This is a genomic window from Paractinoplanes atraurantiacus, from assembly GCF_900215205.1.
GTDB classification, from domain to species: domain Bacteria; phylum Actinomycetota; class Actinomycetes; order Mycobacteriales; family Micromonosporaceae; genus Actinoplanes; species Actinoplanes atraurantiacus.
In genome coordinates this window covers 147,491-174,057 of sequence record NZ_OBDY01000003.1, presented here as the reverse complement: position 1 = coordinate 174,057, position 26,567 = coordinate 147,491, and the positions used below count along the sequence as shown (strand labels likewise).

The window sequence follows — 26,567 nt, the reverse complement described above, 5'->3', positions numbered from 1 at the left end:
TGCGGCCTGCTGTTCGGCCTAGATGCGGGCGGAGACGCGCGGCTCGCGGTAGATCTCCCGCGTCGCCTGCGCCTGGCGGTCCGCGTCGTGCGGCGGCCGGTCGGTCATTCGTTCGGCCAGTCGTACGGCTCGAAGTGCCCGTCGCAGTGCCGGGTGCCGGGGTGTCCACTCGGCCCGGTGACCGGCGTGTTGCAGACCATCTTGGTGCCGTCGGGGGCGGTGTGCTTCTCGCCGCACGGCTGACTGTCGAGCCACCGGAAGTGCCGGGCGGTGTTCCACAAGATCGCTTCGAGCTGGTCGGAGATCCCGAACCGCTCCTTCTGGATGGCCAGCGACTTCACGAGGCTGCCGTCGGCGTGCCGCTCGGTCGCGGCGCGCCAGTCGGCCAGCATCTCGATCAGGTCGACCAGCGTCATCCCGTTCACCCCATCGGCGAAGTGCTCCGGGTGGTGCCGGTTACTTGCGTAGTGATGGTCGAGGCCAACCTTCATCGAGGCGAGGAAGCCCTTGTACTCCTCGGACCCGTACGTCGAGTCCTTGAGCTTCGGGGTGAACTCGTTGAAGACGGCCAGCTCGGGGTCCTCGGTCTTGCTCCGGTCGTGCCGGACGGACCGGTCGACCAGCTCCTTGACCGGCTGACCCATCAGCTCGCCGACGCGCAGCGAGTGCTTCAGGGTGTCGGCCGTACTGTCGTAGTCGGTCACTCGCGGACCGCGCTCGGGCTGTTCGGCTCGCCGATGCCGGAGGTCACCAGCGAGGTGAGCACCGACAGGACAGCCGCGCCTGCCGCGACGCCACCGGCCAGCTTGAGGTCGACGGACAGGACGTTGAACGCGCCGTCGAGGGCCCACAGGCCGATGAGCGCCTGCGCGCTGGACTTCACGGCGCGCTCAGCAGTCTCGCGCCAGAACCGGGCAGTGAACATGATGACCTCCACGATGGGCAGGATGGGGTGATGGAGCGGGTCGACCTGGCGCACGTACACGGCACCGACCGGCAACGGCACTGGGTTCGCGGCGGGGCGCAGACGTGGGACCGGACGTCGGTGACGTTCGGGAAGCTCGCTGACGGCCGCTGGTTCGCGGTCCGGCTCGGGCACGGCGCGCACGGCGACACCGACGCCTACGTGTACGGCGCCGACGACCAGGGGCACCTGCTCGCGCTGCGGCTGGCGTACTCGTGGATGCGCGAGGGCGAGTGGCGGCCGGAGCCGGCGGCGTACGGCAGCGACGGCCAGCCGATCGACGACGGGCTGCCGTGGGTGAAGCGCGGCGGAAGCTGGTTCCTCGATAAGGGGTAGACATGTCTACCGCCGCGCGGTAGTGTTGTCTACATGGAGAACAGCGAAGAGGTCGCCAAGATCGCAGCCGAGGCATTCAAGACTCAGGGCGTCCGGGTGTCCCGGGTGAACGGCAGCCCGAACGACCGGTTCGCCTTCTTTAACATCGAGACCCCGGACGGGCAGACCTATCGCATTCAGATCGAGGAGACCTGGTGACCAAGAACGAGACCACCCTGGCCGAGCTGGGCGCCCGCCGCGCCGCCCTGCGGGCCGAACTGAAGGACCTCATGGAGCGCATCGAGGTCAAGATTCGCGAGGACATGGCGGCTGGCAAGAGCGAGCGCCAGGCGGCGACCGAGGCGCAGGTTGACCGGATGTACGTGCGCAAGCTGCTGGGCAAGTAGGCCGCCCAAAGAATCTTGCTCTTTCTGGTAGACAACACTACCGCTTGCGGTAGACTAGTCTACATAAGGGAGAGCGAGAGAGGGGCAACAAAATGGAGATCCGCGAGGCGTACGACATCATCCGAGCCCACAACGGCAGCGACTGGGTCAGCATCGAGACCCTCCACGCCATGATCGGCGGCAGCTTCCGGGAGCTGGCCGACAAGATCCGCCAGCTGGTCGACACCGACGAGCACTTCCGGGCCGAGCCCCAGCCCTTCGGCCACCGGATCACCGAGCAGTCCCGCCGCTACGCGGTCAAGATCGGCGGCGAGGACCGGCACCTGATCGCCTGGTACTGAGGGAGCGGGGCCCCGGAAGGGGCCCGTCCTCCTTGATCCAGGTAACCGCTTTCCCCGCGATCGTATTGATGCGTTTCATTCGGGGCATCGGAGCCCGTGCCGGAGCTCGGCGATCGACGCCTGAAGGTTTCGCCCCGCCGCCGTCGACGCCGGCGTCTCCCGGTACGCGTCGTCCATCGTCACCACCACCGCGCACAGCGCCCGGGTGATCTGCGCCTGCTGATCGGCCGCCCGCGCTGACGAGATCTTCACCGCCGCGACCACCGCCAAGATCGGCGAGACGAAGCCGACGACCACCCACACCAGCACCACATACACCGGCAGCCGCACGCTCCGGTAGGCGCGGCCGCTCACCCGCTCACGCCCCGGACGACGAGGACGACGGCGACGAGGGCGACGGATCCGCCGGAGGCGGCTCCGACGGTCCAGGCGTACCAGCGCGGGACCGGACCGCGTCGACCACCGACCGCGCCCCCAGCGCCACCCCGGGCACCCCGACCACCGAGCCGGCCAGCACCAGCACCGACTCCCGGATCTCCGGCCGCGTCACCTCTAGAAAGATCAGGAGCCAGCCGCCGGCGAAGGACAGGATGTCCCGCGCCAGCGTCCAGGCTCCAGGCAGTGATGGCCTGTCCTGTGTGCTCACTCATGATCCGCGATCACGCCGCGAGCCGCTGCGCGAGCTCGTCGGCCACCTGCCGCGCCTGCTCCCTCGGCAGCGCCTCCGCCACCGCGGCCGCGAGCGCCTTCGGGTCGAAGCCGGCCAGCACCGCCTTGACGATCGCGGCCTCGTCGACGAAGTCCTTGCCGGCCAGCTCGGCGACGCGCACGGCCAGCGCGGGCAACTGCGTATTGGCGATCCCGCCGGCGCGGACGTTCGCCGTGACCAGCGCGCCCTGGGCGGACTGGCTGGCAGTGCCGGTCGCCGAGCCGATGTTGTACGCCCAGATGCGCTTGATGTCGTCGTCGGTGAGCGCCACGAGATCCTCCAGGTGCCAGCTAGCGGTGGACGCCTCGAGCGCCGGGGCGTCCGAGGCGGAGAAGTGGGTGTGCTTGTCGTGCGCGTTCGATCCGCTGTAGGACCGCTCCCGCCAGCTGTAGGCGGCCGACCAGATCCGGCGGTTCGAGATGATGTAGGTCAGGCGCCGTTCGAGGCCTCGGCGGCAGCGGTCGACGAGGAACTGGACCACGTCCTCCATGACCAGGCCGGGCTGCCGCAGGTCGACGTCGACGTCGATGGCGTGGACCAGGCCGCGGCGGTCGGGGTTGTGGTCGGAGTCGCGGGCCGCGTGTGCGGCGTCGCCTTTCGAGCCGTCGCTCTCCCGGTCGCGGTTCGGCGCGATGCCGTTGAACTCGGAGCGCAGCTTGACCAGGCACGGCACCAGGCTCCAGTCGGCCATGACGTCCTCCTACTGTCGTTGCAGGGTGATCCGAGAACCGGCCTTGATCGTGACCACGTCGACCGAGCTGGTGACCTGCGCGAACTGGCAGCGGAACGTGCCAGCGGTCGCGCTCACGATCAGCTCGCCCTTCACGTACAGAGACCGCTCGGCCGTGCCGGCGCCGCGCCCGTTGTCACCGGTCGTGGCGATGCTCGTGTCGATCGTGTCCTGAACGACCGTCGACGCGGACGGCGCACCCCAGTCACTACGGGCGAAGGTCGCGCCGGCCGGGTAGGTGTAGTTGATCCGCAGGTCAGGCGTGTTCGACGCGGCCGTGTAGCGGATCCATGCCTCGAGGTAATACGTGGTGTTGGCCTCGACGGACAGCAGCAGCTCGTTGTCGTTCTGCAGCGCGATGGTGCTGGCGGGCAGGGCCTGGTCGGCGCCCTTTCGGACGGTCCGCAACATCGAGTTGAGGTCGTCCGCCATGATCGGCTGACCGGCGAAAACCGTCACAGAGCCCACCGTCCTGGGGTCGCGATGTGGATTTCAGCGCCCGCCGTGAGCGCCTTGCTGACGCCGTTCACGCTGCGGGTGACCGTGGCCGTCTGCTCCCACGCCCCGGACACCAGCGCCGCCGCGGCCATGTTCGTCACGGTCATCCGCTCGCCGGCGATCAGCACGTCGTACGGCTCGTGAGTCGTGGACCACTGAACGTCCAAGTTGGTGGTGCGGAACACCAGCGACGTCGCCCCGGCGGCCACCCCGGTCTTCAGGGTGGTGGTCGCCGAGTCGTAGCGGGACACGCCGTCGTCGTACGCGCCGACCCGCCACGCCTCCGCAGGGGAGCACACCAGCGTCACGTCCCACGCGAACGTCGACAGCCGCTCGGTCCAGCCCTCGACGATCAGGTCCAGGGCGCCGCCGGCCACCGCCGACGGCGGGTTCGCGATGGTGATCCGGGAGCCGATCCGGACTTTGCACCAGGCTGCGATCAGCGACGGGTTGCGGTGCAGCTTCAGCTCGATGCGCGGCCAGCGCAGCTCCGACAGGGTGCCAAGGTGCAGCCGCCAGTAGGCGTGCTGCTCGAGCACCGCGTCGTACTGGACGTTGACGGTCAGCTCGTCCTCGTACGTGCCGGACACGGCGATGCTGGCCGCGTCCTGCGCTGCGGGTGCGCTGGAGCCGTCGGTGCGGGACAGCCGGATCGAGTTGCGCAACTGCTGGTCGTCGTCGGTCGGCTCGGGCGGCGCCGCGATGTGCCCGCTGGCGAAGTCGAGGGCCATCGCCGGGGTGGTGTTCGCGGTGATGTAGCGGGCCGTGCGGGGCAGGTAGCCTAGGCCGGCGCCGCGTTCGAATAGCACACCCTGGTCGGCGTCCTCGCACTCGCGCAGCAGATCCAGGACGGTGGCCGACTTCTGCGCGCCCATCGACTCCGAGGCGCCCGGGGTGATGGCCATCGGGATTCCCGCCTCTGCGGCGAGGCGGGCGATGCGGTCCGACGCGAGTTCGCCGGCGTAGCCGTTCGCGACCGCCAAAAACGTCGTGTCGACGAACGGGAGAGCGTTGCTGCCGAGCCAGACGTGGCAGAGGCTGGTGTCGTCGACCGGGGCGGTGGCCGCCCAGCCCCAGATGGTGTCAGCCGTCCCGGCATAGCTGCCGTTGATCGCGGTAAACACTCCGGAACCGACCTGGTGGAAGATCAGCGCCCAGTTCGTGTTCCCGCCGACTTCCTCGGTCTCCAGCTGCAGGGCGAACCACTTGGTGTAGTCCAAGCCGTGGACGGCTGCGGTGGACACGACCAGGGCGCCGGTGTCGTCGGCGCCGGCCAGGCCGATCGTGGTCGGTGTGGCGGTGAGCTGCCACAGCCGGACCCGGCCGGTCGTCGAGAAGCGGATCAGGTTCTGGGAGCTGGCCGGGACCGAGCCGAACCTGAAGAACGCCATGCCCGCATACCCGGTGGCCGTCGCGATCGGGGTACGGATCTTCGCGGTGATGCGGCTGGTGACCGCCGTCGACAGGGTCACCGACGCGGCACTGCCCGGCGGGGCCTCGCTGGAGCCGAACTCCACACCGGTCTGTATCGCCCGGTCCGTGTTCGGTGTGGTCGCGGCGCCGGAGGTCGCACCCGACCCGTCCTCGAGCGGCCAGTAGCCGTGTGGGCTCAGGGCGGACAGCTGCCGGTAGAGCGGCGAGCGCAGCGCCGACTGGCCCTGGCTGAGCCGGCGCAGGATGCCGTTGCCGGTGATCGGGGCGGTGACGTTGGTGGCGGTCATGTCCCAGCGGACCGGCCACTCCGGCACCGGGGTGCTCGCGCGGATCACCGACATGGTGACGTCGTCGATCGTCGCGGTCAGGGTGCCGACGTTGGTGTTCCCCGAGATCCGCCACTCGAGCAGGCCGGTCGCCTGGCCAGTCAGTACCGCGTCGCTGACTTGGGCCGTCCACGCAGTCGGCTCGTTGGTGCCGTCGAGCCAGACCTTGATGCGCAGCAGCGGCCCGATCGCCTGCACCCTGGTGCGGATTTTCGTACCGGCCGAGTAGGCGAGCCCGGTCGAGATCAGCCCGGACAGGTCGGTTCCCGAGCCATTCACCGACCGTACGATCTTGCAGGCGATGGTGCCGGCCGTGGTGAATTCGGTGTGGAGCCGGTAGTAGTTGCCGGTGTCGACCCAGCGGACGAGGGTGCCATGGACCCAGGCCGCACCGGTGGTCACGGCGGATAGCGACGCCACCGAGGTCACGTCGACGTCGTCGGCGGCCGCGCCCGGCAGGATCGATTGGGTGGCCTGGTTCGCGGCGGTGAGCCCGACGATCGCGGCGGACCCGTTCGTCGATTGCAGCGAGGCGGACTGGGGAGCGGTCCACGTCAGCCCCGAGTCGGGGTCGGTGCCGAAGCCGTTCGACGTGGTGCGGGTGAACGTGTCGGCGATGCGCCGGACCCGCACCTGGATCGGGGTGCCCTTCGCCAGCTGCCCGTACCAGGTCCCGGCCGGATTCCGCGGCGAGTACTTCCCGGTGCGGTTGTCGAGCGTCAAGCCGACCTGGGTGGCGTCGACCTTGCTGGTCTCGTCCTGGCGGCCGACGACGATCTCGACGCCGTCGGCCTCGCGGACGTCGCCGCTGATCTCCGACCACGCCCAGGTCGTCGGGTCGGCCGGGTTGTTGCCCGGCGCCGCCCACACGGTGATCGGCAGCGGGGTCTGCGGGAACGCCACGGCGCCTCCCTCAGGCCTTCTGCATCGTGACCCGGGCGGTCGCCGCCGCCGACGGGTGATCGCGCAGGAACTTGAGGAAGAAACGGCCGAACTCGGTGTCGGCGCCGCGCAGGTCGATCGTCAGCACACCGCCGCCACCGCCGCGGCCGCGTTCGTACTTCGTGACCTTGGCGGCCGGAGTGACCGTCTCACCTTTGTGGATGACCGCCATGCCGGAGCGCTGGACGTGGCCGCCGACGTCGAGGTAGGGGATGTTCGGCACGCCGATGGTGCCACCGCCGAAGGACTTGCCGAACACGGAGAAGCTGGGGATCTTGAAGGAGATCGAGTTCCACTTCGAGATCACCCAGTTGATCGCGCTCTTGAAGCCGTTCTTCATCCCGTCCCACATCGAGCCGAGCTTCGACGACAACTTCCCAGCGATGATCACGACTCCCTTGTGGAAGTCGCTGATCTTGCCCTTGATCCAGTTCCAGGCGGCGCCGGCGGCGTTGCGGACCACGTTCCAGGCGCCGACGTAGACCTTGATGTAGAAGCCGGCGATCATCTTCAGGAAGTTCCACACGGCCGACGCGGCCGCCTTGATGCCGTTCCACGCGATGATCGCCGCCGTCTTGATCAGGTTCCAGGCGACCTTCCATGCGCGCTGGAACCAGTCAGTCTTGGTAGCGATCAACACAATCACGGCGATCAAGGCGACGATGCCCGCGATGATCCAGGTGATCGGGTTGGCCCACATCGCCAGGTTCAGCACCCACTGCACTGCGGCCCAGATCTTGGTGGCCGTCTGGATGGCGGCCATCTTCACCAGGTAGGCGGCGATCTGCGCCGTCGCTCGGGCGAAGTTCGCCGCGACCATGGCGCCGTTCGCGATCCACTGCGCGGCCGCCCACGCCTTCGTGGCCACCGACACCGCGGTCACCTTGATGACGTAGAGGGCGACCTGGGCCGCCGCGCGGGCGAAGTTCGCGGCGACGAGGGCCGCCTTGAGCGCCCACTGGGCCACCGCCCACGCCTTCGTGGCGACGCCGGCCACGACCACGTACGCGCGGTACGCCTTCACCGCCGCCGAGTACGCCACCCAGCCGGCGACCAGCGCGGTCAGCACACCCGGTGGGAGCGCGGCGATCACCGCGGCGAGGCCCTTCGCGATCGCGAGTGAGATCGGCGCCAGCGGGGCGACCGCCTGGGCGATGTGCCCACCCGTCGACGCGATGTCGCCGAGGATGGTCACCAGCTGCGGGCCCTGGGCCGTCGCGTACGCCACGAACGCCTGCAGGCCGCCGCCCTCGGTTTGCGCCGACCAGGCCGCCCACTTCGCCGTCACCTCGTTCAGCCACGACAAGATGCCCTGGCCGGTCGGCGCGAAGCCCTTGAAGACGTTGTACAGCGTCACACCGAGGTTCTTGATGATCCCGCCGAGGTTGTTCAGCGCCATCCCCGCATTGCCGGTCAGCCAGCCGATGAACCGCTTCAGGCCGCCGCCGTCGGATGCGTCCTGCAACGCCCTGACGAGCCGCTTGGCCGCGTCGGCGCCGACGTTGAACAGCGGTTGGAGCAGGCCCACGTTGCGGGTGATCAGGTTGAAGCCCTTGGTCATCACCGAGTAGACGGCTGGCTTGTTCTTGTCGACGAAGCCCTGCCAGGCGTCCTTCATCCGGTCGTACGCCATGGTGGCGCCGCGGACCGTCGGCGGCAGAAGGTTGTAGCGAGCCATCAGCTCGTTGACCTTCTTGATCTTCTGGGCCTCGAGCTTGCCGGCGTCGCCGATGCCGGTCGCGTTGGCGACCCGGATCTGCTCGTTCAGCAGGGTGATCTTGTCGCGCAGGTCCTGGCTCTTGTCCGAGGCCTCCTTCATCTCGGAGAAGGCGCTCTTGAAGACGCCGCCGAAGACCGCGCCGGCGGCGCCCGCGCCCATCAGGGCGCCGGCGAGACCGGCGACGGCGGAGGTGGCGCCGGCCAGCACCGGCATGAGGGCCGGGCCAAAGACCTGGGCGATGCCGGTACCGGACTCCGCAGCGGACCGGTGGATCTGCCGGAAGACGCGGCTGGCCCGGTCGCGGGCGAGGACGTTGAAAACCACGGAGGTGTCGCTCACGGCACCCCCCTCAGTCGCTCGGCTTGTTCATGTCGTCGACGAACGCGATCAGCTGCTCGGCCTCGTTGAAGGTGAGCAGGTCGTGCTCCCACGGCCGGATATGGCAGAAGTGGGCGAGCAGCCCAGCGCGCTGTTTCAGCCGGCGGCCTTGGGCTTCGAGGCTTTTCCCGGGTCGGCTGCCTCGGCCGCCTCGATCTCGGCGAGGTCGGCGCGCAACGAGGCCAGGGCCATCTCGCGCTGGTCGGCGGGCAACGCTGACGCCCGGGCCTCGGTCTGCTTCAGGATCTCCCGCAGTTCCTCGGCCTCGTACGAAACCGTGAGCTCCTTCTTCTTGAAGTCGGGGAGGTCCTCGAACTTCAGCAGCGGGTGCTCGGAACGCATGCAGTGCCACAGCGCGACCGCGCGAGCGTCGATGTCACCCTGTTGGACCTCCGCCTCGAAGACGTCGTACGGCTTGCCGTACACCTTCTGCAGCTGCGAGCACACCGTGCGGGGCAGGTCGCCCGGCCGGAAGATCCAGCTCTGCTCGGTGCCGTCGGCGGGCTTGTAGGTGAGTCGCACGTCAGACCTTCCTGGTGATACGTCGGGCCGCCTCGTTCATGGCGGTCAAGACAGCAGCTCGGTAGCGGGGGCGCCCGCGGCGCATGGGGTCGTCGAACCAGCCGGGCTGGCCGATCTGCTGCACCCATTTCTCGGTGTTGCCGTGGACGGGGTGCCGCCAGCCCTTGCGCCGGTTGGTGCGGCGGGCGGCCAGCTCGAAGCCTCTCGGCATGCCCTTTTTCGTGACCCGCACCCGTGCACCCGGGGCGCGGCCGGAGAGCCTGGCCTGGGCCTTGATGCGGCGGCTGATCGCCTGCCGCAGAGGCTGGCCCTCGACCGGCAGGCCCATCGACGGCATGCCCATGATCCCGGCCCGGGCCTCGATCACCGCGGGCTCGAGGGCCTTGCGGATGCTCTTGCCGAGATCGCGGGCCAGCGCCTTGCCGTCTTCCTCATCGCGCAGCGCCCGGGCGACCTTCTTGAGCGCCTGCCCGTCGGTCTCGACGCCGATCACGGTCAGGCCGTCGCGCGGACCAGCGCACCGGAGCCGGGGAAGGTGACGTCAAGCTCAGCGACGTCACCGACGGAGCCGTTGATCGGCGTCCACTCCTTGATCAAGATCGAGCCGGTGTACTTCGGGTTGCTCGTGCCCACGACCGCGTTCGAGAGCCGGGTCTCGAAGGTGACCACGGTGAACAGCAGCGCGAACATGATCGAGTCGATCGCGGCCGCCGCGACGTCCTGCTTGAAACCCAGCCCGAGTTCGAAGCTGCGCAGGCCGGCCAGACGCTCGTTCCAGCCGCCCGACGCGAACGTGGTGACGTCCTGGTCCTCGCACTCCGCTTTCAGCTCGATCTTCGAGCAGTAGGCGCTGAGGTCGCCCGCGTTGATGGCGATGTAGCTGTTGAGCAGCACGCTCTTGGCCATGGGGATGTCCTTCCGGGCACGCCAACGAGCCCGCCGTGGGGACGACGGGCTCGGTGATCAGGGATTGGGGACGGGCGGAGGCCCGGGAACTCAGGGAGCCGCGATGCCGAACGCGGTGGTGAACAGGAACGACGGCGCGGTGCCGGTGATCGTCCAGGCGGCCCGCCACCAGGTGTCGGTGATCGGGCCGGGCACCCGGATCAGCTGCGACGTCAGACCGGTCGCCGCGGTGAACGTCGCCTGCGTGGTCGGCGAGGCGAAGCCGTTCGCGTCGTCGGACTCGACCCGCACTGTCAGCGACGGCGTGGTGCCGGCCACCGACTGGACGTGCGAGGCGATGTAGAGCGACTGGCCGGCCGCGATCGCAGGGAGCTGGATGGCGGTGCCGGAGCCGTTCGCGGTGCGGGCCGTGCCGGGCGGGTGGGCGATGACGCCGCGGACCAGCGGGGTGCTGCCCTTGCCGTCGGCCGTCCACGGGGCGACGTCACCGACGGAGCCGCCGAGCTCGTAGCTCGTGCGCAGCGTGCCGGTCAGGTAGGCGAGCGCTCCGACCGCGGCGCCGGCCGGGCAGATCGTCCAGGGGGTGATCGTGCCGAGGTCGCCGAAGGAGACGTTGTCGACGCGGCTGTTGTCGAGGGCCTCCCACTGGCCCTCGGCGTTGAGCTCGCACGAGCGCAGGCCGGCCAGGACCTCGGTCCACACGTCGCCGGTCGGGACGAAGGCGGTGGTGTCCTGCGTCTCGGCTTCGGCCTTGACCTCGACCTTGTTGTTCACGGTGGTCAGGTCGGCCGACCCGGTGAACAGGCGGACGTTCTGCAGCACGAACTTCGGCACGGTCAGTCTCCGATCACGCGCACGAGCACGTCGGCGCCGTAGTAGTTCGCGTCCTCGCCGCCGTACGACAACATGCGGTAGCCGTCGATGCGCTGCACCCACACGTCGTGGGCGACGCCGCCCAGGGCCAGCTGGCCGGGCTCGCCGCGGGCCGCGATCAGCGCCTGCCGGATCGAGTAGGGGCCGTCCTTGGAGATGAGCTTGTCGAGCAGCCGCTGACCGGCGTCGTCGTCGGCGGCGGAGGTGAGCACCGCGCAGGTGATGTCGAGGGTCTCCAGGCCGGGCCCGTTGCCCTGGCCGAACGTGCCGAGCGGGTCGACCGCGACCTGGCCGCACGTGAACGCCGGGACGTTCGGCGCGGCCGGCGAGTGCGAGTAGCACGACAGCTTTCCAGCCCGCGGGATGTCGATGCCGGCGGCCCGGACGGCGTCGGCCAGGGCCTTCTTGACGACGGAGATCTCCACTACTTCGCCGCCGGATCGGCTTCCGTGGGCGCCTGCCGGACCGGGCCGACACCGGGCACGTCCACGATGTGGGTCTGCTCGTCGACGGCGACCAGCTTGGTGGAGTCCTTGCCCGGCTCGCCTGCCGCCCGGTCGTCGACGTCCTCGTCGACGAAGCCCAGCCAGTGGCGGATCTGGGCGTCGAGGCCGGGCAACTTCTCGTCGAGTTTGGCCTTGACGGCCTCGGCCCGCTCGGCGCGCAGCCGGGCCAGGGACTCGTGGGCGATGACGAGCTGCCGCACGTCCTCGCCGCCTTCGGCGCGCTTGCGCAGGTCGGCCAGGATGTCGTCGGTGGTACGCACGGGGTGCCTCCTCAGGCGATCGCGGGGATGACGAACGGCTGGATCAAGGCCTCGACGTCCGGATCGGTGCGCGAGACGCGGATGGTGCCCCAGTCCGCGGACCCGATGACCCCGTTCGGCGAGTCCTTCCTGCGGTACAGGCGGGCGGCGAGCAGCTGGGCCGCCTGGGCGATCTCTTCGGGGATCGCCGGCCAGCCCCAGCGGGCCGTGATCTGGACGCGGCCGGTGGCCGGAATCCAGCCGGCGGCGGCGCGGATCTCGGTGATCGGCTGCCCGTAGGCGAGCGCGTTGTCGGGGCCGGTCTCCCAGGTGCTGACCGGCGTCCAGGACCCGGTGCTGCCGGTGGCCACCGCCAGGTCGGTCGCGGTGGCGATGTCGTCGACCAGGAGGACCTGCTCGCCGCCGACGTACATCGACTGCCCACAGACGGGGAAGGTGCGGGCCGTCGCGACGCGGTCGGCGTAGAAACGGCGGCCGGTGCGGCGGTCGATGAGCCGCGACGCCGCGGCGATCGCCTTCAGGATCAGGTCGTCGCGGTCGTCGTCCTCGATCTTCCCGATGGCCGTCTGCACGTCGGGCAGTGACGTGTACAGCGCCGGGGCGGGGTCGCCGACGGTGAAGGTGAACGGGGTGACCGAGGTGACCGCACCGGTCGTGGACCACACACCAGCCCAGGCGCCGGTCGCGTCCGGGATCGGGTTGGCCTTGTAGACGCCGGTCGACGGGTTGGTCACCGACACCGCGGGGAAGGCGGTGCCGTTCGGCCGGGTGAGCACGACGGCGACCGTGGCGTTGGTCAGGTCGCCGTCGTCGTTGGTCACCTCGTGCCGCAGCGGGATCGCGTCACCCAGGTCGTACATCGTCACGGCGGTTCTCCTTCAGCGGGTGATGCGGCCGGGGGTCCGCGTGACGAGCGCCGCCTGGCGGGTGGTGGTGACGATCCGGGCGCCCGACCCGGCGGTCTGCGGTGGCTCCACCGGGGACGGCGCACCGAGCTGAACCGCGACGGCGAGGCCGGCCGGGGTGGCGCTGCGGTTGAGGGCGGCGGTCGGCTGGCCGAGAGCGGCGGCCGCGGCCAGACCGGCAGGGACCACCACGGCGCCGGAGACGGACGGCACGCCCAGCGCGGAGGGGACCGCCAGGCCTGCGGGGGCGGCGGATCGGTTCAGGGCTGTGGCCGGCGTGCCGGGTGCTACGGCGACGGCGATTCCGGCGGGCGCGGCGGACGCGCCCGCCCCGGCCGGCTCGAAGACGACGTCGGCGAAGTACGAGGCGCTGTTGCCGGACTGGGTGGTCGGCATCACCAGCGACGGGCCGGTGATGAACCAGCCGTTGGTGTTGGGCGCGGTCAGGTTGCCGGAGTTGACCGGCCACGGGTACGAGGTGGTGGCCGTGTAGTGGCTCGGCGTCCAGATCGCGACCCGGTAGGCGGTGCCCGCTGTGACGGGGATCGGGGTGTCGAACGCGACCTCGTTCCAGGCGCCGGCGACCGGCGAGCTGAAGGCCTTGGTGCCGAGGGTGACCGTGCCGGCGACCTGGAAGACGCCGATGGTGACGCCGACCAGCGCGGTGGTGGGGAACCGCCACCTGCCGTGGGTGATCGTGCCGTCGACGGCCGGGACGAACTGGGTGCCCATCGAGTAGGCGACGCTGTCGGTGGCGTTGACGACGGCGGGTGTGGCGGTGCCGAACAGGGACTCCGCCACGGCTATCCGACCTTGAGGATCCGGTTCGTGCCGTTGTCCCAGGTGATCGGCGTCGACCCGGTGCCCGGCTGGATCGGCAGGCCCGTGCCGGTGTCGTACCAGGCGATGACCCGCTGCGCGCTGGCGGCGACGTCGGCGCCGCCCGCGGCCGCGGACGACTGGAAGAGCAGGATGCCGTGGTCGACGGCGCTCGCCGTGGTGGTGACCGTGGTGTCCGCCGCGTCGAACACACCTGAGGTGACTGTTTTGGAGGCCAGGGCGGCCGAGGTGCCGTTCAGAGTACCGCCGGCGCCGGTCACGTCGGAGACGAACCGGTGCGAGGCGGAGAACGTGTAGCCGCGCACGAACGCGGCCTTGATGGTCGCGGTGTCCAGGTCGATGCTGCCGTCGATGAAGCCCTCGGCGGCGGTGGCATACAGGGCGTTGGTCACGACGGCTCCCTTCAGGTTGGCGCGAGGGCCCGCCTACCGCGAGGCGGACCCCCGCTCGACTACTTCGCGGGAGACGACTTGGCCGAGCCCGTGCCGGGCTTCGCCGCCTCGGACGGCTTCACGTCGCCGGCCAGGACCGCGTCGACCCGCCCGGCGGGGATCTCGGCGCCGTCCTTGGTGATGACCGGGGCGTCCGCCGACGCTCCCGCCGCGGCCGTGTCGCGGGCGAGGTCGATCTCCTTGCGCACCTCGGCGTCGGAGGTGTCGAGGATCGCGGCCTGCGGGTTGGCCGGGTCCCGCTTGGCCGACTCGAGCGCGCGGGCCTTCGCGAGCTCGGCCGGGTCGACCGCGTCGAGCGCGCCCAGGTCGGCGCCCTCCAGCCAGTCGGCCAGCACGTCGTAGCCGCCCAGCGGCTCGTTCTCGTGCTGCGTCCGCCAGGCCTTGACCTTCTCGGTCCTGGCCGCGTCGACGGAGATTCCCCGGGCGACGGCGGCCCGGCGGATCTCGGTGATGTAGTTGGTCCGGGTCGACTCCGGAACCAGGAGGGCGGCTCGGGCCGCCGGGTCGATCTGCGACATTGGGGTCGCCTCTCTCGTCGGTGTGCCGGAGCACGGGGACTGGTTCGGCCGGCCCGCGCGGGGACGCGGGCCGGCCAGGGCTTGCTAGAAGACGGGCGCGATCTGGCCGAAGCCGGCCGCGCTGTTGCCGCCGGTGACGCCGAACGCGGTCGGGTAGCGGCCCGCGGTGAACGCGGCGTAGTTGAACAGCACCAGCTTGATGGTGAGGTTCTGGCCGAGCGTCTGCTCGAACTTCAGCTGGCGCGGGACGCCGCCGTTGTCCTCCCACAGGTAGGCCTTGGTGGAGTCGGCGACGAGCGCCTGGTCCTCCGGCCCGGAGCCGACAGCGGTGGGCATGTTCGCGTCGATGATCACGGGCAGGCCGTGGTAGGTGCCGACGACCTGCGGCGGGTCGGCGTCCGAGTCGGCCGAGTAGCCGCCCGGGTTGGTGTTGATCGCCAGCGCGTTCATCGCACCGTTGGCGTTCGGCACGGCGAGGGGCCGGCCGCTGGAGTCGAGCAGGCTGGTGAGCCAGTACCACCGGCGCGGGTGCATGACCCAGAAGTTCGGCTGGATCTCGGTGCCCGCACCGGCGACCGCGGCAACGGCGCCGGCCGTCTTCGAGTAGAACGTCGCCGCGGTGGCGGCCGCCGTGTAGGCGCTGGCCTGGTAGATGCCGGCGGTGTTGAGGATGCCGAGCATCTGCCCGGAGGCGCCGGAGCCTGCGGCGACCTGCCGGTCGACCTCGGCGTTGTGCGCGCGGGCCAGGTCCATGTAGACGATCGTGTCCATGCCCGGGGTGCCGCGCTCGAGCGACTGCCGGGAGACGTCCTGCTGGCCGCCGATGGTCACGACCGGCACGACCAGGTCCGCCCACACCTGGTCGGTGTTCTGCAGGGCGGAGTTCTGGGTGGCCTGGCTCGCGGCCGCGGCGCCGGTGGTGCCGCGGGGCACGTTCAGCGTCATGCCCTGGGCGGGCAGCGGCAGCCGGTTGACCCGGTTGGCCAGCGGGCGGCCGTTGCGCAGCACCGGGGCGAACATGTCGACGAGGTACTGCGGGACGACGAGGCCGGCGTACGACGCGGTGGTCGTCGCGCGGGACTCCTTGAGCTCGCCCTCGACCTCGACCTCACGCGCGTGGCGGGCGAGGCGCTGCTGCGCGCCCATGTCGCCGCTCTGGGTGGCGTTGAAGGCGTCCGAGAAGAACGACGTCTCGCCGCGGGTGGTCTTCTGGAGCGAGTAGGTGCGCTCCTCGTTGGTGACGCGGGCGCCACCGACGTTGCGGGCCTCGGGCACCTCGGTGGTGCCGGCGGCGGCCCGGGCCGAGCGGGCGTCCGCCTGGCGGGCCTCGGCGGCTTCCTCGTCGCGGATCTGCTCGACGAGCTGCTCCTCGAGGGAGCGCATGCCGACCAGGTCCGACCGGAGCTGGGTGGCCTCGGCGGTCAGCTCGGAGGTGAGCTGGTCGGGGGCCATGGACAGGATTTCGGTGCCCCGGGTGCGCTTGGTGGTGATCTGCGAACGCAGCTCTTCCAGGCGCTTCCGGAGGGCTTCCAGCGGCGTCATGCCGGGGTCCTCTCGTTGGTGCGGAAGGGAAAGAGCCACAGCGGTCCGCATCGGGTGGTGGCCTGGGTGGTGGCGCGCATGGCGCTCCGGCGCAGGCTCCGGCGCAACGTGGGTGTGCGGTGGCGGTTGGCCGTCAGGCCAGGTCGATGGCGACGCGCAGGGCGTCGAGTGCGCCGGCGTCGATTCGGGGCGCGAGGCGGCGCTGTGCGCGGGCTACGAGCTCGCGCAGCTCGTCGTCGCCCATCTGCTCGAGGTCGACGGCGCGCAGCTTCGCGGTGGTGGCCGGGTTGGCCGGGTAGGTGACGACGGAGACGTCGAACAGCTTGAGTTCCTTGATCCAGCGCTGCGTGTAGTCCTCGTCCCACTCCTGGCGGGTCACGCTGAACGCGAAGCTCATCTCGCTGAGGTCGCCGCGCTCCATGGCCACGGCGACGTCGTTCGTCAGGTGCGACCGGCGGTCCAGTTCGGCGACGACGTGCAGGCCCTCGTTGTCCTCGTCGAGGGTCATGGTCTTCGAGCTGGTGCGGGCCAGCGGCAGGCCGTCGTGGTTGAGCAGCAGCCGCACGTCGTCCTTCTCGCGCAGCGTCTTCTTGAAGGCGCCCGGCTCGATGGTCTCCTCGTACTCACCCAGCCAGTCGCGCACCGTGTACGGCTGGCCGGTGATCGACGCGTAGCCGTCCAGGGTGGTCGGCCCGTCGGCGGCGGCGCGTAGCTCGGCGCGGACGGTGAACTGGCGCGTGAACCGGGCCCGCCGGTCGAGGTGGAGGCTCACTGCGGGGCTCCGTTCTGCGACGACGACGTGGTGTCGCTGGTCTTCTTCACGACGTACGGCTTGTCGCCCCAGGGCACCGGCGGCCGGTCTTCGAGGGCGAGCTGGTCGTTGGGGGTGTCGATGCCGATCCGCGACCCGATTTCGTACAGCCGGAACCGGTCGAGCGGGTTCATCCGCAGCAGCGACTCGCGGCCCAGCTTCACGTAGTGCAGCTTCGGCAGGCACCACGTCAGCACCCGATCGATCGGCGTCAGGTAGGCGTCGAGTGAGTACTTGAGCAGCTTCACGTCCGAGTCGACCGCGTTCGTGTACGTGTACGTGCCGCCGGTCTCGTAGCCGAGCGCCTCGGCGAACCCGGGGCCGAAGATGCGGCAGCACTCCGCCGAGCTGTACTCCTGCGCGTCGAGGAACTGACTCTCGTTGGGCTTGACCTGGATCTGCTCGTACTCGATGCCGTCCGGCAGCAGGACCGGCTCCCGCGACGCCGCGGCGATCCGGAACTTCGACTTCACCCTGTCGGACTGCGACTGGCTGAGCGGCGCCGCCGACTTCAGCAGCGCCGTCGGATGGCCACCGGCGTCGAAGAAGTCCGAGCCGAACTTCTCCGCGGCGATGCCGGCGCCGATGGTCGCCGCGTGCTGCTCGATCGGCGACAGCCCCATGACGACGCCAGGCACCGGGAACAGCCGGACGTGCTTGACGCGGCGGCCGGGGATCCGCGGGCCGGACATCGGCTTCCACCACAGGGCGCCGTCGCCGTCGACCTCCGGGTGCACCAGGTCCGGGTTCAGGACCTCGATCGTTTCCGGCCGGCCGGACCCGTTGACGGTCAGCACGTGCACCATCAGGTTGCCGCGCGCGGCCAGCGACCACAGCGCCTGGGCGATGAAGTCGTCGATGCCGCGGCCGGTGCCGTCCGGGTCCTCGAGGATGGCCGGCGTCGGCAGCTCCTCCGTCGCGCCGCCGGTGCCGCGGTAGGCGTGGACCGGCATGGTGCGGCCGGTGTTCGTGATCAGCCGGATCGTGGAGCCGACCGCGACCTTGCGGGCCGCCGACTCCGGGCTGACCGGCATGCCGTACCCGGCGTACCGCTGCGTCAGCGCCGCGACGAGCGGGTCGATCTGGGCGGCGCGCTGCTGGCCGTAGCCGAGCCAGCTCGCCATGCGCGTCCACACGGACACGAGCGCCTCCTAGAAGACCTGATCCCACGGGTTGATGGCCTCGACGGCGAGGTGCTTGCGGGTCTCCAGCGCCCACAGGCCGACGGCGCCGGCGATCAGGGTGGAGCAGTCGCCGACCTTGCGGTCGAACGCCCACGAGTCGCCGAGCGGCCGCGAGCGGGCGAGCTTGTAGGCGTCGTTGAGCGCCTTCTGGTCCTCGTGCCACAGCCAGCCGTCGCGGATGCCGGTGGCGACCATTCCGGCCGCCGCGGCGACGTCGCCGGCGTTCGGGGTGGCCAGCTGCCCGCGCTCGGGCTCGCCGCTGGGCAGCTTCAGGCCGGCGTCGACGAGAGCGGTGAGCAGAGCCCGGACCGGGCCGACGACGTCCAGGCCCCAGGCGACCGGGTTCCACCGCTCCTGCAGCTCGAGCGCCCGGCCGACCATCCAGTCGATGCCGGGCCGGTACTCGATGACCTTCATGTGCCGGTGGTGGTCCACGCCCGGCCAGACAGCCACGATCGCGCCGACGTCGCGGGCCCGGGTCATCTCCATGCCGAAGGCGACCACCTCGCCCGGCCGGGCGCGCTCGTCGACGCGGGTCGCGAATACTGCCGGTGACGGCAGGTTCGGATCGGGCGCGAGCACCGACCCCTCACGCCGGTTCAGGTACGCCCGGTCGAACTCGTCGGTGCGGTTGCGGAACTTGTCCAGCTCGCCGCGGATCGTCGACAGCGTGACCGTGTGCCGCCAGTAGGGGGAGCAACGGCACTCGTCGTCCTCGGACGGACACAGGGCGGGCATGCAGCGCAGCCAGGTGGCCGGGTCGTCGCGATCGCCTTCGAGGTCGGACCACTCGAGGTAGCAGATCTGGGTGGCGGCGCCGGCGGCCACGATCTCCCGGCCGAGCTCCACCTTGGCGGCCAGGTAGAGCGACTGCTCAGTGCCCTCGGTGGAGACGCGCCAGTGCTGCGGGGACCACCGGGTGACCATGGCCGGCGAGTAAGCCTGCTCCAGGCGGTGGTCCTCGGCGGCGAAGAACTCGTCCTCGAAGCCGAGGTCGAGGGTCTTGCCGTGCCCGGCGGTCGGTGTGTTGGAGGTGATGCCGTCGTACGCGCCGGTGTCCCAGATGATCGCCTCGGACCCGTTGGTCAGCCGCGTACGGAAACGGGCCTTCAGCGGCGATGCCTCGAGGATCGGCAGGTGGTCGTCGACGAACTTCTCCCGCGCGGCGATCCGGTTCTGAGCCGCGTAGAGGATCCGCTGGCGCCGGCCCTGGGAGGGCTTGTGCCGGCGGGCCTCTTTCCCCATCTCCAGCGCCCGGTGGCCCTTTACACCGAGCACCAGGGTGGTCTTGCCCGACTGTCGGGGCACCAGGCACGTCACGTCGCGGTAGGCCAGCGCCTGGGTCTCCGGATCGACCTCGAGGGCGACGTCGGCGGCGTAGCGCTGCCACGGCATCGGCGGCTGGCCCAGCAGCGTCTGGATCCGCGCGACCCGGCCGCCATAGGTCTTGCGGGCTGGGTTGCGTAGCGTGCCGACCCGGGGCGGGCAGGTCAGCCCGTACGCCGCGAAGATCTCTTCCGGCGACATGCCGACATGCAGCTCGACCGGCTGGATCTGTGGACCGCTACTCCGGGCCGAGGTCGTCTTCTTCATCGTCGTCCTCGAACGGCTGGAGCTCCCAGATCGCGGCAAGAGTGTCGGCGAGCGTCTTGGCCAGCTGAGCTGGCTGGCGCTTGTCGCCGGCGCCGTCGAGATCCTTGGCGAGGGCGTACGCCGCGGCGGCCAGGGCACGCTGGCGGCCGGTCAGGTCGTCGCCGAGTTCCTCGACCGCGGTGCGGGTCGCGTCCTCGACCGCGCCGCATTCCGGTGGCCGGTAGGCGTCGTGCCCGAACTTGTCCGCGTGCTCGCCGAGCAGCTGGCGGACCGGCGTGGCCAGCGCGTCGGCGAGCCACAGGACCTCGTCGACGGTCGGGCACCGCCGCCCGGCCTCGAGGTTGCGCAGCGCGGCCGCGGTGAACGTCGCCGGCGCCCCGGCCTTCCGGGCCGCGGCCGCGATGTCGTCGCGGGTGCTGCCGGAGAGCTGGCGCGCATAGACGATCTGCGCGCTGATCGCGGCGGTGATCGAGTCGCTCACCGGCTGCTCCCCCCGCTCAGATCCGGCTGATCACAGACCTGCCGGGGAGAAAAAAAGAACGGCTGGGCGCGGGGTCGTCAAATGTCCGTTTTGCTAAAAAACCAGGTCAGGGCCTTGATCACCAGTCAGGAGAGGTGATCCACGCCCGCGGCTCGGCCTCACCAACGCCACGCTCTTGGTTGCAGCACCGACCACACACCGGGCAGCCCGGCGGGCCATGCGATGGGCGCCAGTTCCATGTCTCCAGGCGGCCTGCCCGCTTCGACCTCGGGATCTTGTGGTCTACCTGGTTGGCTCCGCCGTGGTGACAGATCCAGCACTCGGGGTTGTCGTCGAGGAACTCACGACGTACGAGGCGATAGGCCTTGCTGTCCTCGGTGTGCCTGCTCACGCCTACCACCAGATACGGCAACGCCCACCGCAGCGGCTGGGCCGCTCGGTGGGCGTTGGGTGGATGCCGGCTACGCCTGGCGACGGATGAATACCGGATAGGCCTCTGGGCGACCCTGTGCGTCCTGGGCGACTGTCCAGTGCTGGAGGTTCCAGCCGGCCTCGGTGATCGCTCGGATCATGCGGGCCCAGTCGGAGATGTTGCCGGACAGGCCGTGGTGCGTGGCTGGGGCGTTGAGCTTCGGCGTGAAGTACCAATCGCCGGCGGCGTAGGCCTTGGCCGCTTCGTCACCAAGCTGGAGTTGCTTAGTGTTCTGGGCGATGCCGCCGTTGCCCAGGCCGTTGTCCGCCTTGGCCTTGTTCCACTCATCACGGATTCCCATGGTCATCCACAGTAGAGATCAGCCGCGATGATCAGATCGGCCGATCATCCGAGGCGGGATGTCCAGGAGACGACGAAGGCCCGGCACTAGGCCGGGCCTTGATCGAGATTTGGGCAGCGTGATCGACTGCTTTCAGGCCGGAATAGTACGGGCTGCGATCAAGCCTCGGCAACTCTCGTGCGGCGCGTCACCCTTCATCGCTCGACGTGCGGGCCCCAGGGCCACAGGTCGGAGTACCCCTCGCAATCGATGTACGACATCGCCAGCCAGCTTTCGATCTTGCGCGCGTCGTAGGCCATGAGACCGCCCAGCCCGTCTCCGGGATCGAGCCTGATGCACCACTCCAGCAACCGCCGCTTGGCCTCGACCTCGGCCCGCCACCGCGTGGGGCTCACGAAGATCTCCACGCCCGCAAGCCAGCCCTTCGGATGTCCCTGGAAGACCGGGGCGGTCTGGACGCGCTTCTCCTCACGCTCCATAGCTTCGATCTTGCGCTCGTCCTCGTCGAGCCGGGCCTTCAGCCATGCGGTTCGCGGGTTCAACGCTGTTCTCCAGGTCGGATCGGTCATGCTGCAGCTCCTTCGCGGTTGCGGCGCGGGACGGCGGCGATCGCCGCGGCCACCTCGCCGAATCGGTATGTCGGGGTGACCTTGGGCGCCGGGTCGCGCGCTTCCTGCTCGGCGAGCTTCAGCTCGGCGTCGTCGGGCTCTTCGACGATCTCGCCGTGGGCGACGATCAGCCCGGACTTGACCCGGGCGGCGATGAGCTTGCGCAGGTTGTCCTGGGTGCGGTCGCTGTCCATGTAGGCCATCAGGTGCGCGGCCTCCGTCGCGGTGACGAGCTTGTCGCCCAGGTGCTCGCGCAGGATGTCCCGGGACCGCTCGACGTGCCAGACGAGCTTGCACGTCGGGAGCGGGCACTGGATGACCGTCCAGCCCTCCCGGGCGTAGAGCACCTTCCCGCAGTCGCACACGCCGACCAGCTCCTTGTCCGCTGGGCGATCGACGAGGCGCTCGAGGTCGTCGCAGGCGGCGTGCAGCTCGCCAAAGGCCCTCTTGGCCTCGGGATGGCTGCGGAGCGCGTCGACGCGCTGGGAAAGCCAGGCGGCCTGCAGGGCCAGCGGCGGCCCGGCCACCCGGCGGCGGATGCTGGCGCAGGTGCTGTGTGGGCAGGTGACGCCGACGGGGCACGGCGGGCCGGCCATGGCTCGCCACCGCGGCGCGCGGCCGGTTGCTCGAGCGACGACGGCCACCCAGTGGCCGAGGGCTCGGGCGATCGGAGCGAGCCGGTCGGCGGCGGTGAGGTCGCCGGGCAGCTGGTCGCCGTCGCCTCCGCCGCCGGTGCCGTAGCGGGCCTGCCGGGCGATCACGGGTCCGGCGTCCTCGACGTGGCCGGCGGCAATGGTGAGGGCTGCGGCGAGGTCGCGGGATTCACGCCGGCAGACGAAGGCGTCGGCCGGGGCGCCGCAGCGGACGCATGTGGTGGTCATTCGACGTCCTCTCGTGGAGTGGCGGGCACTGCCCCGTCTGGCCAGGTGGGTGGTGGCCATTCCGGGGGTGCGATGTAGGGCGGTGGCTCAGGTAGGCGGGAGCGGCGGTGGTAGACGTCGGGGTATTCCGAGGTGCGCGGTTCCTGCCCGGAGGTGGGGCTGGCTGGCCGGATCTGATCGGGGGGCCCGCCCCGACCCAGCCCAGACCCTTCGGCGGCGGCGTCGGACCGCTGATCTGGTGCTGGTGTGACCGGCGATGGATGCACCTGTGGTGTCGGATCGTCGGTGTGATCGTGTTTTCGATCAGTGGTCGGATCGGTGATCAGATCAACGCCCGGTTGTTGATGGTGATCGGTGATCTCGGCGGCGATTCGGTGATCGGCGGGTGATGCGTCGTTGATGGGCTGGTGGTCGGCGCCCACCGCCGGGGGGACGTCGACGAGCAGCTGCGGGCGGCGTTCCAGGGCGGCGGCCTGCTCCGGTGTGGGCGCGGGCAGTAGCACCATGTCGGCCTCGTACGGGGTCCGCTTGCCCTTGTATTCGTTGCAGCGGGCGCAGGCCACGACGAGGTTCGCGCCGTCGTCGCCGGCGGCTTTGTCGGGGTCGACGTGGTCGAAGGTCAGCACCTTGCGCCGGTCGCGGGCCTTGCCGGCCTTGGCGCTGAGCGGGCCGGAGGTGCAGTAGCGGCAGCAGGCGCCGTCGCGGCGCTTCACCATGCCCTTGAGGCGCGCGTCGGCCAGGTCCCGCTTCTGCTGGCGGTGCCGGTCGTTCTCGCGCCGGCTCGGGTTGCGCTTGAGGAAGTTGTGGATCCGGAAGTCGTAGCCCTTGATCCAGCTGTCGCCGAGGCACTCGCAGTCGTCGCCTTCGCGGTGCAGCAGCGGCTTCTCCTCGAGGACGGGCGTGCACAGCAGCTCCACCGTTTTGGCCTTGCCGCGGCAGAGCTGCCGGACGGTCCCGGCGGTCAGGTAGCCGTCCTTGCGGATGTGCGAGGCCTCGCTTTTGCAGCGGGCGTAGGCGGCCTGCAGCCGGTCGACGACGTCGGCGACGCCGTCGGCGAGGACTTCCCACACCGGCCAGGAGTGGAAGTCGTCTGATTCGAGCCAGTAAGGCACTGTCCCCCGCAAGATCAGGTCTATTGATCAACTTGAATTGCGCGTTAGATGCGCGAAGACCCGGCCCACCCCACACAGGGGCGGCCGGGCCGAGAATCGATTCGAAGGAAACGAGGTTCTAAGGCGGGTTCCTGTCACGGTGGACGCGGCAGTAGACGCCGGTCTTCTCATCGCATTGCAGGCAGAAAGTGAGCACCAGCCACACGCCGGACGGTGGGCACCAGGCGGAGGCAGGGTGCTTGTGGGGACAGCACGGCAGAGTCGGCCAGCCGACAGACTGGTCGATCTTGCCGAACTGTCGCGGCATCAGGCGTTCGCTGCCCGCTCGAACGCGCTCACAGTTCGCCGTCCGCGTTCATCGACTGCCGCATCTCGCGGTCCTGCTCGCGGTCGGCGAACTGCTGGGCGGCGTACCGGGCCTTGTGGGCCGGGCAGCCCTCGACGGCGCGGGGTATGGGGTTCGGCGGCCGGAACAGGTCGTCGGGATTACAGATGCAGCGGAACGCCTCGGCGGTGGCGCGAAGCTGGACGCCGTTATCGAAGCGGCCGAGCAGATAGCGGTTCTCGTTGGTGCCGTAGCCGAAGGCGGCGAGCACGCGGCCGTACGGCATCTCGACGCCGTCGGCCGAGCGACGCAGCAGCAGCCAGCCGGGACCATTGGGCTCACGGTCTTGGTAGCTCGGCGCGGGCCGCCACTGACCGCCACGTGCATCGTGGAGGAGAACGTTGGGCTGAATGACGGTCACGACGGCTCGCCTCCGACCAGCTGCTCGACCATCCCGGCCGCCCGCTCGTACGCCTCGGCCGCCCGGTTCGGCGCCCACTGCAACGGGCTACTGGTGTGCAGCCACGGCGCGGCCTCGGCACGCTGGTCGACTGCGAGGGTGCGGAGTTCGGCGGCGACGGCGCGTGCGGCGGCAACCACGTCGGCGGCTTGCTTCAGGGCGAGCGCCTTGGCCCGCCCGCCGATCTCGATGTCGGCGCGGAGCTTGGCCACCTCGGCGGCGTGGTCGCGGTCGACGATGGCGAGCACGGCGGCCGCGCAGGCCTTCGCCGCGACGACCTCGTCGTCGAGGATCGTGGCGCGGCCGGCTTCGATGGCGGCCACGATCATGTCTTCGGTCGGCTCGGTCACAGCAGTCCTCCCGCTACGGTCACGGTCTCGACAGAGACGCGCGCCGGGAAGAACTCCTCCACCACGACCTCGCCGGAATCGCAGCCGCGCGGGCAGCTACCGGAGCCGTCGCACAGGTCACAGCCGAGGTCGTCGACGCCGCCGCAGTCCGGGCACCGGCCGTCGCCGTTGCACTCGTCGCAGGCCACGACGCACGGCCCGTCGTGGCCTTCCTGCTCGCCAGTGAGGCAGCAGCGCTCGCCGAGGACGTCGTCGATCAGGGCCGCCTCGCCCTCAGGGCCGCCAAGCCAGATCTCCGGCGTCTCGGCCCAGAAGCGCCGATCGATCTCGGCCTCGACCCGCCGGGCGGCACGGATCAGGCCAGGCGGGACCTTGATGGGTGGGATGGCCCGGTCGTGGCGGGCGGTGCGGTTGTCGTACCGCACCCAGCGAAGTTGGCGGCGACGAAGCTTGCGAAGGCTGGCCATCAGGTGTCACCCGACCCGTGGCCGACCTTCGCGGGCACGACCTCCCACTGCTGCCCGGTTTCGCCGGCCAGAACGAACGCCCGGGCCTGGGCGAGCTGCTCGGTGGCCCAGATGCTCTCGCTGACCTCGTACTTCGGCAGCCCGGTCTCCTTGAGCACCACGACCCAGACCGTAGGGTAGATCGAGATGTGCAGCTCAAGCTTTGCCACGGCGGCCTCGCCTCTGGTCAATGCCGTAGCAGACGAGGGCGTACGGCATCAGCAGCAGCGCGAGCATGATCGTTCTGGGGTCGCTGCAGGCCCGGCCGAGCGGGTGCCGGCCGGCGTCAGTGTTCGTCGGCGGTGGAATGTCGCTCACGATTTCCGCCCTTCGCCGGCGGCCTTTGGACGCGGCGGTGTCTTCCGGGCGGCGTCGATGCCGTACCGCACCACGGCGTACGGCATCAACAGCAGGGCGAGGAGGAGGATCCTGGGGTCGCCGCAGCGCTGGCCGTAACCCATTACGCACCTCCGTCGATAAAGCGCAGCTCTGCCACGCGGTAGGTGTCGTTCGGCCGGCCACCACGAACCGCGACGTCTTGCCGGTCGGCCGCCCGTGCCCGGATGGCTTCCAGGTCGCTGGTCGCGTGGACGTCGTAGACCAGCGGACCGCGCGATCCGCTGCCGAGGCAGCGCTCGACGAGCACGTACATCGGCGCGGGCGCCAGGTCACGCGGCTGGGCGGCGTACTTCATCCCGTCGTGGGTGACGACGTCGTACTCCCACACGCGGCCGCCCAACTCCTTGCGTTCCCGGACCACGTTGACGACCTGGCCGATCTTCTCGGCGGAGATGACGCGCACGTGGTCCCCGCGGGCGAAGTCGACGAGGCCATCACCCGCGTCGTCGCGTTCGGCGATCGCTTGGCGCAGGTAGCAGGCCAGGTCGAGGGCTTCCTCGTAGGCGTCGCGCAGCGCGTCACGGCCGTTGTTCGGCTGCAGCGCGGTGCCGTACCGCTGCCGGCCGAGCTGCTCGCGCACCTCGAGGTCGGCCCGGACCATCCCCTGCACCGAGGGTGCGCTGTTCGGTATCGGCATCGGCTGCTCGCTCGGAAGATCAGCGGCCATCGGAGCCCCGCTTCCCGAGCAGCTGGTTGCGAAGGGCCGCGTTGCCGCCGACCGCGGCCGCCACGTCCGGGAGCAGGTGCTCCGGGATCTCCACTGGCTGCCATTCGGGCCATTCCTCCTGCGGGGCCACCTTCACCAGCCCGTGGCCGATCAGGTAACCCAGGGCGGCCTCGACGGTGAGCCGGGAGTAGACCACCTGGGGAGCCCGCTCCAGCTCCTTGTAGTGGTCGATCAGGAAGCCGTCGACGGCGAAGCCGGCCGCCCGAGCGGCTCTGTCCCGGTCCTCGATCTGCTGCCGTGCGGAGGCGGGGTTTTCGGTAGTCACTGGG

Annotated in this window: 38 protein-coding genes; 4 read left to right on the top strand and 34 right to left on the bottom strand. The window is 70.3% G+C overall.

Features of this window, described 5'->3' with window-relative positions; translation table 11 throughout:
• Nucleotides 1-104 precede the first annotated feature (104 nt).
• Both CRP55_RS10055 and CRP55_RS10050 read right to left on the bottom strand, forming a co-directional pair.
• The gene (locus tag CRP55_RS10055; protein ID WP_218854275.1) at nucleotides 105-704 is read right to left on the bottom strand and encodes a DUF5662 family protein; all 600 of its coding nucleotides are present in this window, start codon (nucleotides 702-704) and stop codon (nucleotides 105-107) included.
• Entirely contained in the window at nucleotides 701-937 is a 237-nt protein-coding gene (locus CRP55_RS10050) for a holin (RefSeq protein WP_245922903.1), read from the bottom strand. Before CRP55_RS10050 ends, CRP55_RS10055 begins: the two co-directional genes overlap by 4 nt.
• 18 nt (nucleotides 938-955) lie before the next feature.
• Between CRP55_RS10050 and CRP55_RS10045 the strand changes: the two genes are divergently transcribed.
• The 4 genes from CRP55_RS10045 (at nucleotide 956) to CRP55_RS10035 (ending at nucleotide 2,027) form a co-directional block, all read left to right on the top strand.
• Nucleotides 956-1,300, top strand: a complete 345-nt coding sequence (locus CRP55_RS10045) for a hypothetical protein (protein ID WP_097319417.1) — start codon at nucleotides 956-958, stop codon at nucleotides 1,298-1,300.
• A gap of 33 nt (nucleotides 1,301-1,333) precedes the next feature.
• Nucleotides 1,334-1,498 (top strand): hypothetical protein, encoded by a 165-nt coding sequence (locus CRP55_RS52895; RefSeq protein ID WP_179855114.1) that lies wholly within the window; start codon nucleotides 1,334-1,336, stop codon nucleotides 1,496-1,498.
• A complete protein-coding gene (locus tag CRP55_RS10040) occupies nucleotides 1,495-1,686 on the top strand; it encodes a hypothetical protein (protein WP_097319416.1) in 192 nt (63 codons plus the stop codon). The genes CRP55_RS52895 and CRP55_RS10040 overlap by 4 nt, the downstream gene beginning before the upstream one ends.
• A gap of 92 nt (nucleotides 1,687-1,778) precedes the next feature.
• Nucleotides 1,779-2,027, top strand: a complete 249-nt coding sequence (locus CRP55_RS10035) for a hypothetical protein (protein ID WP_097319415.1) — start codon at nucleotides 1,779-1,781, stop codon at nucleotides 2,025-2,027.
• Nucleotides 2,028-2,102: 75 nt separating this feature from the next.
• Here CRP55_RS10035 and CRP55_RS10030 read toward each other — a convergent pair whose 3' ends face one another.
• From CRP55_RS10030 to CRP55_RS09875, 32 genes are all read right to left on the bottom strand, one after another.
• On the bottom strand, nucleotides 2,103-2,381 hold the full coding sequence (locus CRP55_RS10030) for a hypothetical protein (RefSeq protein ID WP_097319414.1): 279 nt from the start codon (nucleotides 2,379-2,381) through the stop codon (nucleotides 2,103-2,105).
• A gap of 4 nt (nucleotides 2,382-2,385) precedes the next feature.
• The gene (locus CRP55_RS10025; RefSeq protein WP_097319413.1) at nucleotides 2,386-2,673 is read right to left on the bottom strand and encodes a hypothetical protein; all 288 of its coding nucleotides are present in this window, start codon (nucleotides 2,671-2,673) and stop codon (nucleotides 2,386-2,388) included.
• A gap of 13 nt (nucleotides 2,674-2,686) precedes the next feature.
• Nucleotides 2,687-3,427, bottom strand: coding sequence for a hypothetical protein (locus tag CRP55_RS52030; RefSeq protein ID WP_097319412.1), 741 nt, complete (start codon nucleotides 3,425-3,427; stop codon nucleotides 2,687-2,689).
• 9 nt (nucleotides 3,428-3,436) lie between these two features.
• A complete protein-coding gene (locus CRP55_RS10015) occupies nucleotides 3,437-3,925 on the bottom strand; it encodes a hypothetical protein (protein ID WP_097319411.1) in 489 nt (162 codons plus the stop codon).
• Nucleotides 3,922-6,627, bottom strand: coding sequence for a hypothetical protein (locus CRP55_RS10010; protein WP_097319410.1), 2,706 nt, complete (start codon nucleotides 6,625-6,627; stop codon nucleotides 3,922-3,924). Before CRP55_RS10010 ends, CRP55_RS10015 begins: the two co-directional genes overlap by 4 nt.
• A gap of 10 nt (nucleotides 6,628-6,637) precedes the next feature.
• Nucleotides 6,638-8,725 (bottom strand): phage tail family protein, encoded by a 2,088-nt coding sequence (locus CRP55_RS52890; protein ID WP_097319409.1) that lies wholly within the window; start codon nucleotides 8,723-8,725, stop codon nucleotides 6,638-6,640.
• Nucleotides 8,726-8,860: 135 nt separating this feature from the next.
• The gene (locus tag CRP55_RS10000; RefSeq protein ID WP_097319408.1) at nucleotides 8,861-9,286 is read right to left on the bottom strand and encodes a hypothetical protein; all 426 of its coding nucleotides are present in this window, start codon (nucleotides 9,284-9,286) and stop codon (nucleotides 8,861-8,863) included.
• 1 nt (nucleotide 9,287) lies between these two features.
• Complete coding sequence (locus tag CRP55_RS09995) at nucleotides 9,288-9,779, bottom strand: hypothetical protein (protein WP_097319407.1); 492 nt, start codon at nucleotides 9,777-9,779, stop codon at nucleotides 9,288-9,290.
• A gap of 2 nt (nucleotides 9,780-9,781) precedes the next feature.
• Nucleotides 9,782-10,192: a phage tail tube protein gene (locus tag CRP55_RS09990; protein WP_097319406.1), complete on the bottom strand. Its 411-nt coding sequence runs from the start codon at nucleotides 10,190-10,192 to the stop codon at nucleotides 9,782-9,784.
• A gap of 90 nt (nucleotides 10,193-10,282) precedes the next feature.
• Nucleotides 10,283-11,026: a hypothetical protein gene (locus tag CRP55_RS09985; RefSeq protein ID WP_097319405.1), complete on the bottom strand. Its 744-nt coding sequence runs from the start codon at nucleotides 11,024-11,026 to the stop codon at nucleotides 10,283-10,285.
• A gap of 2 nt (nucleotides 11,027-11,028) precedes the next feature.
• On the bottom strand, nucleotides 11,029-11,490 hold the full coding sequence (locus CRP55_RS09980; protein ID WP_097319404.1) for a hypothetical protein: 462 nt from the start codon (nucleotides 11,488-11,490) through the stop codon (nucleotides 11,029-11,031).
• The gene (locus CRP55_RS09975; protein ID WP_097319403.1) at nucleotides 11,490-11,831 is read right to left on the bottom strand and encodes a hypothetical protein; all 342 of its coding nucleotides are present in this window, start codon (nucleotides 11,829-11,831) and stop codon (nucleotides 11,490-11,492) included. The genes CRP55_RS09980 and CRP55_RS09975 overlap by 1 nt, the downstream gene beginning before the upstream one ends.
• A gap of 11 nt (nucleotides 11,832-11,842) precedes the next feature.
• Complete coding sequence (locus CRP55_RS09970; protein WP_245922902.1) at nucleotides 11,843-12,697, bottom strand: head-tail connector protein; 855 nt, start codon at nucleotides 12,695-12,697, stop codon at nucleotides 11,843-11,845.
• A 12-nt stretch (nucleotides 12,698-12,709) separates the two neighbouring features.
• On the bottom strand, nucleotides 12,710-13,537 hold the full coding sequence (locus tag CRP55_RS09965; RefSeq protein WP_097319402.1) for a DUF4082 domain-containing protein: 828 nt from the start codon (nucleotides 13,535-13,537) through the stop codon (nucleotides 12,710-12,712).
• A gap of 2 nt (nucleotides 13,538-13,539) precedes the next feature.
• Nucleotides 13,540-13,968 (bottom strand): hypothetical protein, encoded by a 429-nt coding sequence (locus tag CRP55_RS09960; protein WP_097319401.1) that lies wholly within the window; start codon nucleotides 13,966-13,968, stop codon nucleotides 13,540-13,542.
• Nucleotides 13,969-14,027: 59 nt separating this feature from the next.
• The gene (locus CRP55_RS09955) at nucleotides 14,028-14,546 is read right to left on the bottom strand and encodes a hypothetical protein (RefSeq protein ID WP_097319400.1); all 519 of its coding nucleotides are present in this window, start codon (nucleotides 14,544-14,546) and stop codon (nucleotides 14,028-14,030) included.
• 84 nt (nucleotides 14,547-14,630) lie between these two features.
• Nucleotides 14,631-16,088 (bottom strand): phage major capsid protein, encoded by a 1,458-nt coding sequence (locus CRP55_RS09950; protein ID WP_179855113.1) that lies wholly within the window; start codon nucleotides 16,086-16,088, stop codon nucleotides 14,631-14,633.
• Between the two features lie 133 nt (nucleotides 16,089-16,221).
• Complete coding sequence (locus CRP55_RS09945) at nucleotides 16,222-16,860, bottom strand: HK97 family phage prohead protease (protein WP_179855112.1); 639 nt, start codon at nucleotides 16,858-16,860, stop codon at nucleotides 16,222-16,224.
• Nucleotides 16,857-18,041, bottom strand: coding sequence for a phage portal protein (locus CRP55_RS09940; RefSeq protein ID WP_143234520.1), 1,185 nt, complete (start codon nucleotides 18,039-18,041; stop codon nucleotides 16,857-16,859). The genes CRP55_RS09945 and CRP55_RS09940 overlap by 4 nt, the downstream gene beginning before the upstream one ends.
• A gap of 9 nt (nucleotides 18,042-18,050) precedes the next feature.
• The gene (locus tag CRP55_RS09935; RefSeq protein ID WP_097319396.1) at nucleotides 18,051-19,676 is read right to left on the bottom strand and encodes a terminase large subunit domain-containing protein; all 1,626 of its coding nucleotides are present in this window, start codon (nucleotides 19,674-19,676) and stop codon (nucleotides 18,051-18,053) included.
• Nucleotides 19,648-20,157, bottom strand: coding sequence for a hypothetical protein (locus tag CRP55_RS09930; RefSeq protein ID WP_097319395.1), 510 nt, complete (start codon nucleotides 20,155-20,157; stop codon nucleotides 19,648-19,650). The genes CRP55_RS09935 and CRP55_RS09930 overlap by 29 nt, the downstream gene beginning before the upstream one ends.
• Nucleotides 20,158-20,618: 461 nt before the next feature.
• Entirely contained in the window at nucleotides 20,619-20,930 is a 312-nt protein-coding gene (locus CRP55_RS09920; RefSeq protein ID WP_097319394.1) for a hypothetical protein, read from the bottom strand.
• Between the two features lie 194 nt (nucleotides 20,931-21,124).
• On the bottom strand, nucleotides 21,125-21,499 hold the full coding sequence (locus CRP55_RS09915; protein WP_097319393.1) for a DUF6221 family protein: 375 nt from the start codon (nucleotides 21,497-21,499) through the stop codon (nucleotides 21,125-21,127).
• Nucleotides 21,496-22,419 carry a hypothetical protein gene (locus CRP55_RS09910; protein WP_097319392.1) on the bottom strand — a complete coding sequence of 308 codons (924 nt, stop codon included), beginning with the start codon at nucleotides 22,417-22,419 and terminating at the stop codon, nucleotides 21,496-21,498. The genes CRP55_RS09915 and CRP55_RS09910 overlap by 4 nt, the downstream gene beginning before the upstream one ends.
• Entirely contained in the window at nucleotides 22,416-23,531 is a 1,116-nt protein-coding gene (locus CRP55_RS53875; RefSeq protein ID WP_097319391.1) for an HNH endonuclease, read from the bottom strand. Before CRP55_RS53875 ends, CRP55_RS09910 begins: the two co-directional genes overlap by 4 nt.
• A gap of 335 nt (nucleotides 23,532-23,866) precedes the next feature.
• Complete coding sequence (locus CRP55_RS09900; RefSeq protein ID WP_097319390.1) at nucleotides 23,867-24,277, bottom strand: hypothetical protein; 411 nt, start codon at nucleotides 24,275-24,277, stop codon at nucleotides 23,867-23,869.
• Entirely contained in the window at nucleotides 24,274-24,666 is a 393-nt protein-coding gene (locus CRP55_RS09895; RefSeq protein ID WP_097319389.1) for a hypothetical protein, read from the bottom strand. The genes CRP55_RS09900 and CRP55_RS09895 overlap by 4 nt, the downstream gene beginning before the upstream one ends.
• The gene (locus CRP55_RS09890) at nucleotides 24,663-25,133 is read right to left on the bottom strand and encodes a hypothetical protein (protein WP_097319388.1); all 471 of its coding nucleotides are present in this window, start codon (nucleotides 25,131-25,133) and stop codon (nucleotides 24,663-24,665) included. The genes CRP55_RS09895 and CRP55_RS09890 overlap by 4 nt, the downstream gene beginning before the upstream one ends.
• Complete coding sequence (locus tag CRP55_RS09885) at nucleotides 25,133-25,342, bottom strand: hypothetical protein (RefSeq protein ID WP_143234518.1); 210 nt, start codon at nucleotides 25,340-25,342, stop codon at nucleotides 25,133-25,135. Before CRP55_RS09885 ends, CRP55_RS09890 begins: the two co-directional genes overlap by 1 nt.
• Before the next feature lie 144 nt (nucleotides 25,343-25,486).
• Nucleotides 25,487-25,633: a hypothetical protein gene (locus tag CRP55_RS52885; RefSeq protein WP_179855111.1), complete on the bottom strand. Its 147-nt coding sequence runs from the start codon at nucleotides 25,631-25,633 to the stop codon at nucleotides 25,487-25,489.
• A complete protein-coding gene (locus CRP55_RS09880; RefSeq protein ID WP_143234516.1) occupies nucleotides 25,633-26,238 on the bottom strand; it encodes a hypothetical protein in 606 nt (201 codons plus the stop codon). Before CRP55_RS09880 ends, CRP55_RS52885 begins: the two co-directional genes overlap by 1 nt.
• Nucleotides 26,228-26,563, bottom strand: a complete 336-nt coding sequence (locus tag CRP55_RS09875; protein WP_097319385.1) for a hypothetical protein — start codon at nucleotides 26,561-26,563, stop codon at nucleotides 26,228-26,230. Before CRP55_RS09875 ends, CRP55_RS09880 begins: the two co-directional genes overlap by 11 nt.
• Nucleotides 26,564-26,567 lie beyond the last annotated feature (4 nt).

Bases quoted from the DNA above. Each gene is read 5' to 3' on its own strand.
- CRP55_RS10045 (WP_097319417.1), top strand. From the start codon at position 956: ATGGAGCGGGTCGACCTGGCGCACGTACACGGCACCGACCGGCAACGG.
- CRP55_RS52895 (WP_179855114.1), top strand. From the start codon at position 1,334: ATGGAGAACAGCGAAGAGGTCGCCAAGATCGCAGCCGAGGCATTCAAG.
- CRP55_RS10035 (WP_097319415.1), top strand. From the start codon at position 1,779: ATGGAGATCCGCGAGGCGTACGACATCATCCGAGCCCACAACGGCAGC.
- CRP55_RS52030 (WP_097319412.1), bottom strand. From the start codon at position 3,427: ATGGCCGACTGGAGCCTGGTGCCGTGCCTGGTCAAGCTGCGCTCCGAG.
- CRP55_RS09990 (WP_097319406.1), bottom strand. From the start codon at position 10,192: ATGGCCAAGAGCGTGCTGCTCAACAGCTACATCGCCATCAACGCGGGC.
- CRP55_RS09955 (WP_097319400.1), bottom strand. From the start codon at position 14,546: ATGTCGCAGATCGACCCGGCGGCCCGAGCCGCCCTCCTGGTTCCGGAG.
- CRP55_RS09950 (WP_179855113.1), bottom strand. From the start codon at position 16,088: ATGACGCCGCTGGAAGCCCTCCGGAAGCGCCTGGAAGAGCTGCGTTCG.
- CRP55_RS09935 (WP_097319396.1), bottom strand. From the start codon at position 19,676: ATGAAGAAGACGACCTCGGCCCGGAGTAGCGGTCCACAGATCCAGCCG.
- CRP55_RS09920 (WP_097319394.1), bottom strand. From the start codon at position 20,930: ATGGGAATCCGTGATGAGTGGAACAAGGCCAAGGCGGACAACGGCCTG.
- CRP55_RS09915 (WP_097319393.1), bottom strand. From the start codon at position 21,499: ATGACCGATCCGACCTGGAGAACAGCGTTGAACCCGCGAACCGCATGG.
- CRP55_RS09910 (WP_097319392.1), bottom strand. From the start codon at position 22,419: ATGACCACCACATGCGTCCGCTGCGGCGCCCCGGCCGACGCCTTCGTC.
- CRP55_RS09890 (WP_097319388.1), bottom strand. From the start codon at position 25,133: ATGGCCAGCCTTCGCAAGCTTCGTCGCCGCCAACTTCGCTGGGTGCGG.
- CRP55_RS52885 (WP_179855111.1), bottom strand. From the start codon at position 25,633: ATGGGTTACGGCCAGCGCTGCGGCGACCCCAGGATCCTCCTCCTCGCC.
- CRP55_RS09880 (WP_143234516.1), bottom strand. From the start codon at position 26,238: ATGGCCGCTGATCTTCCGAGCGAGCAGCCGATGCCGATACCGAACAGC.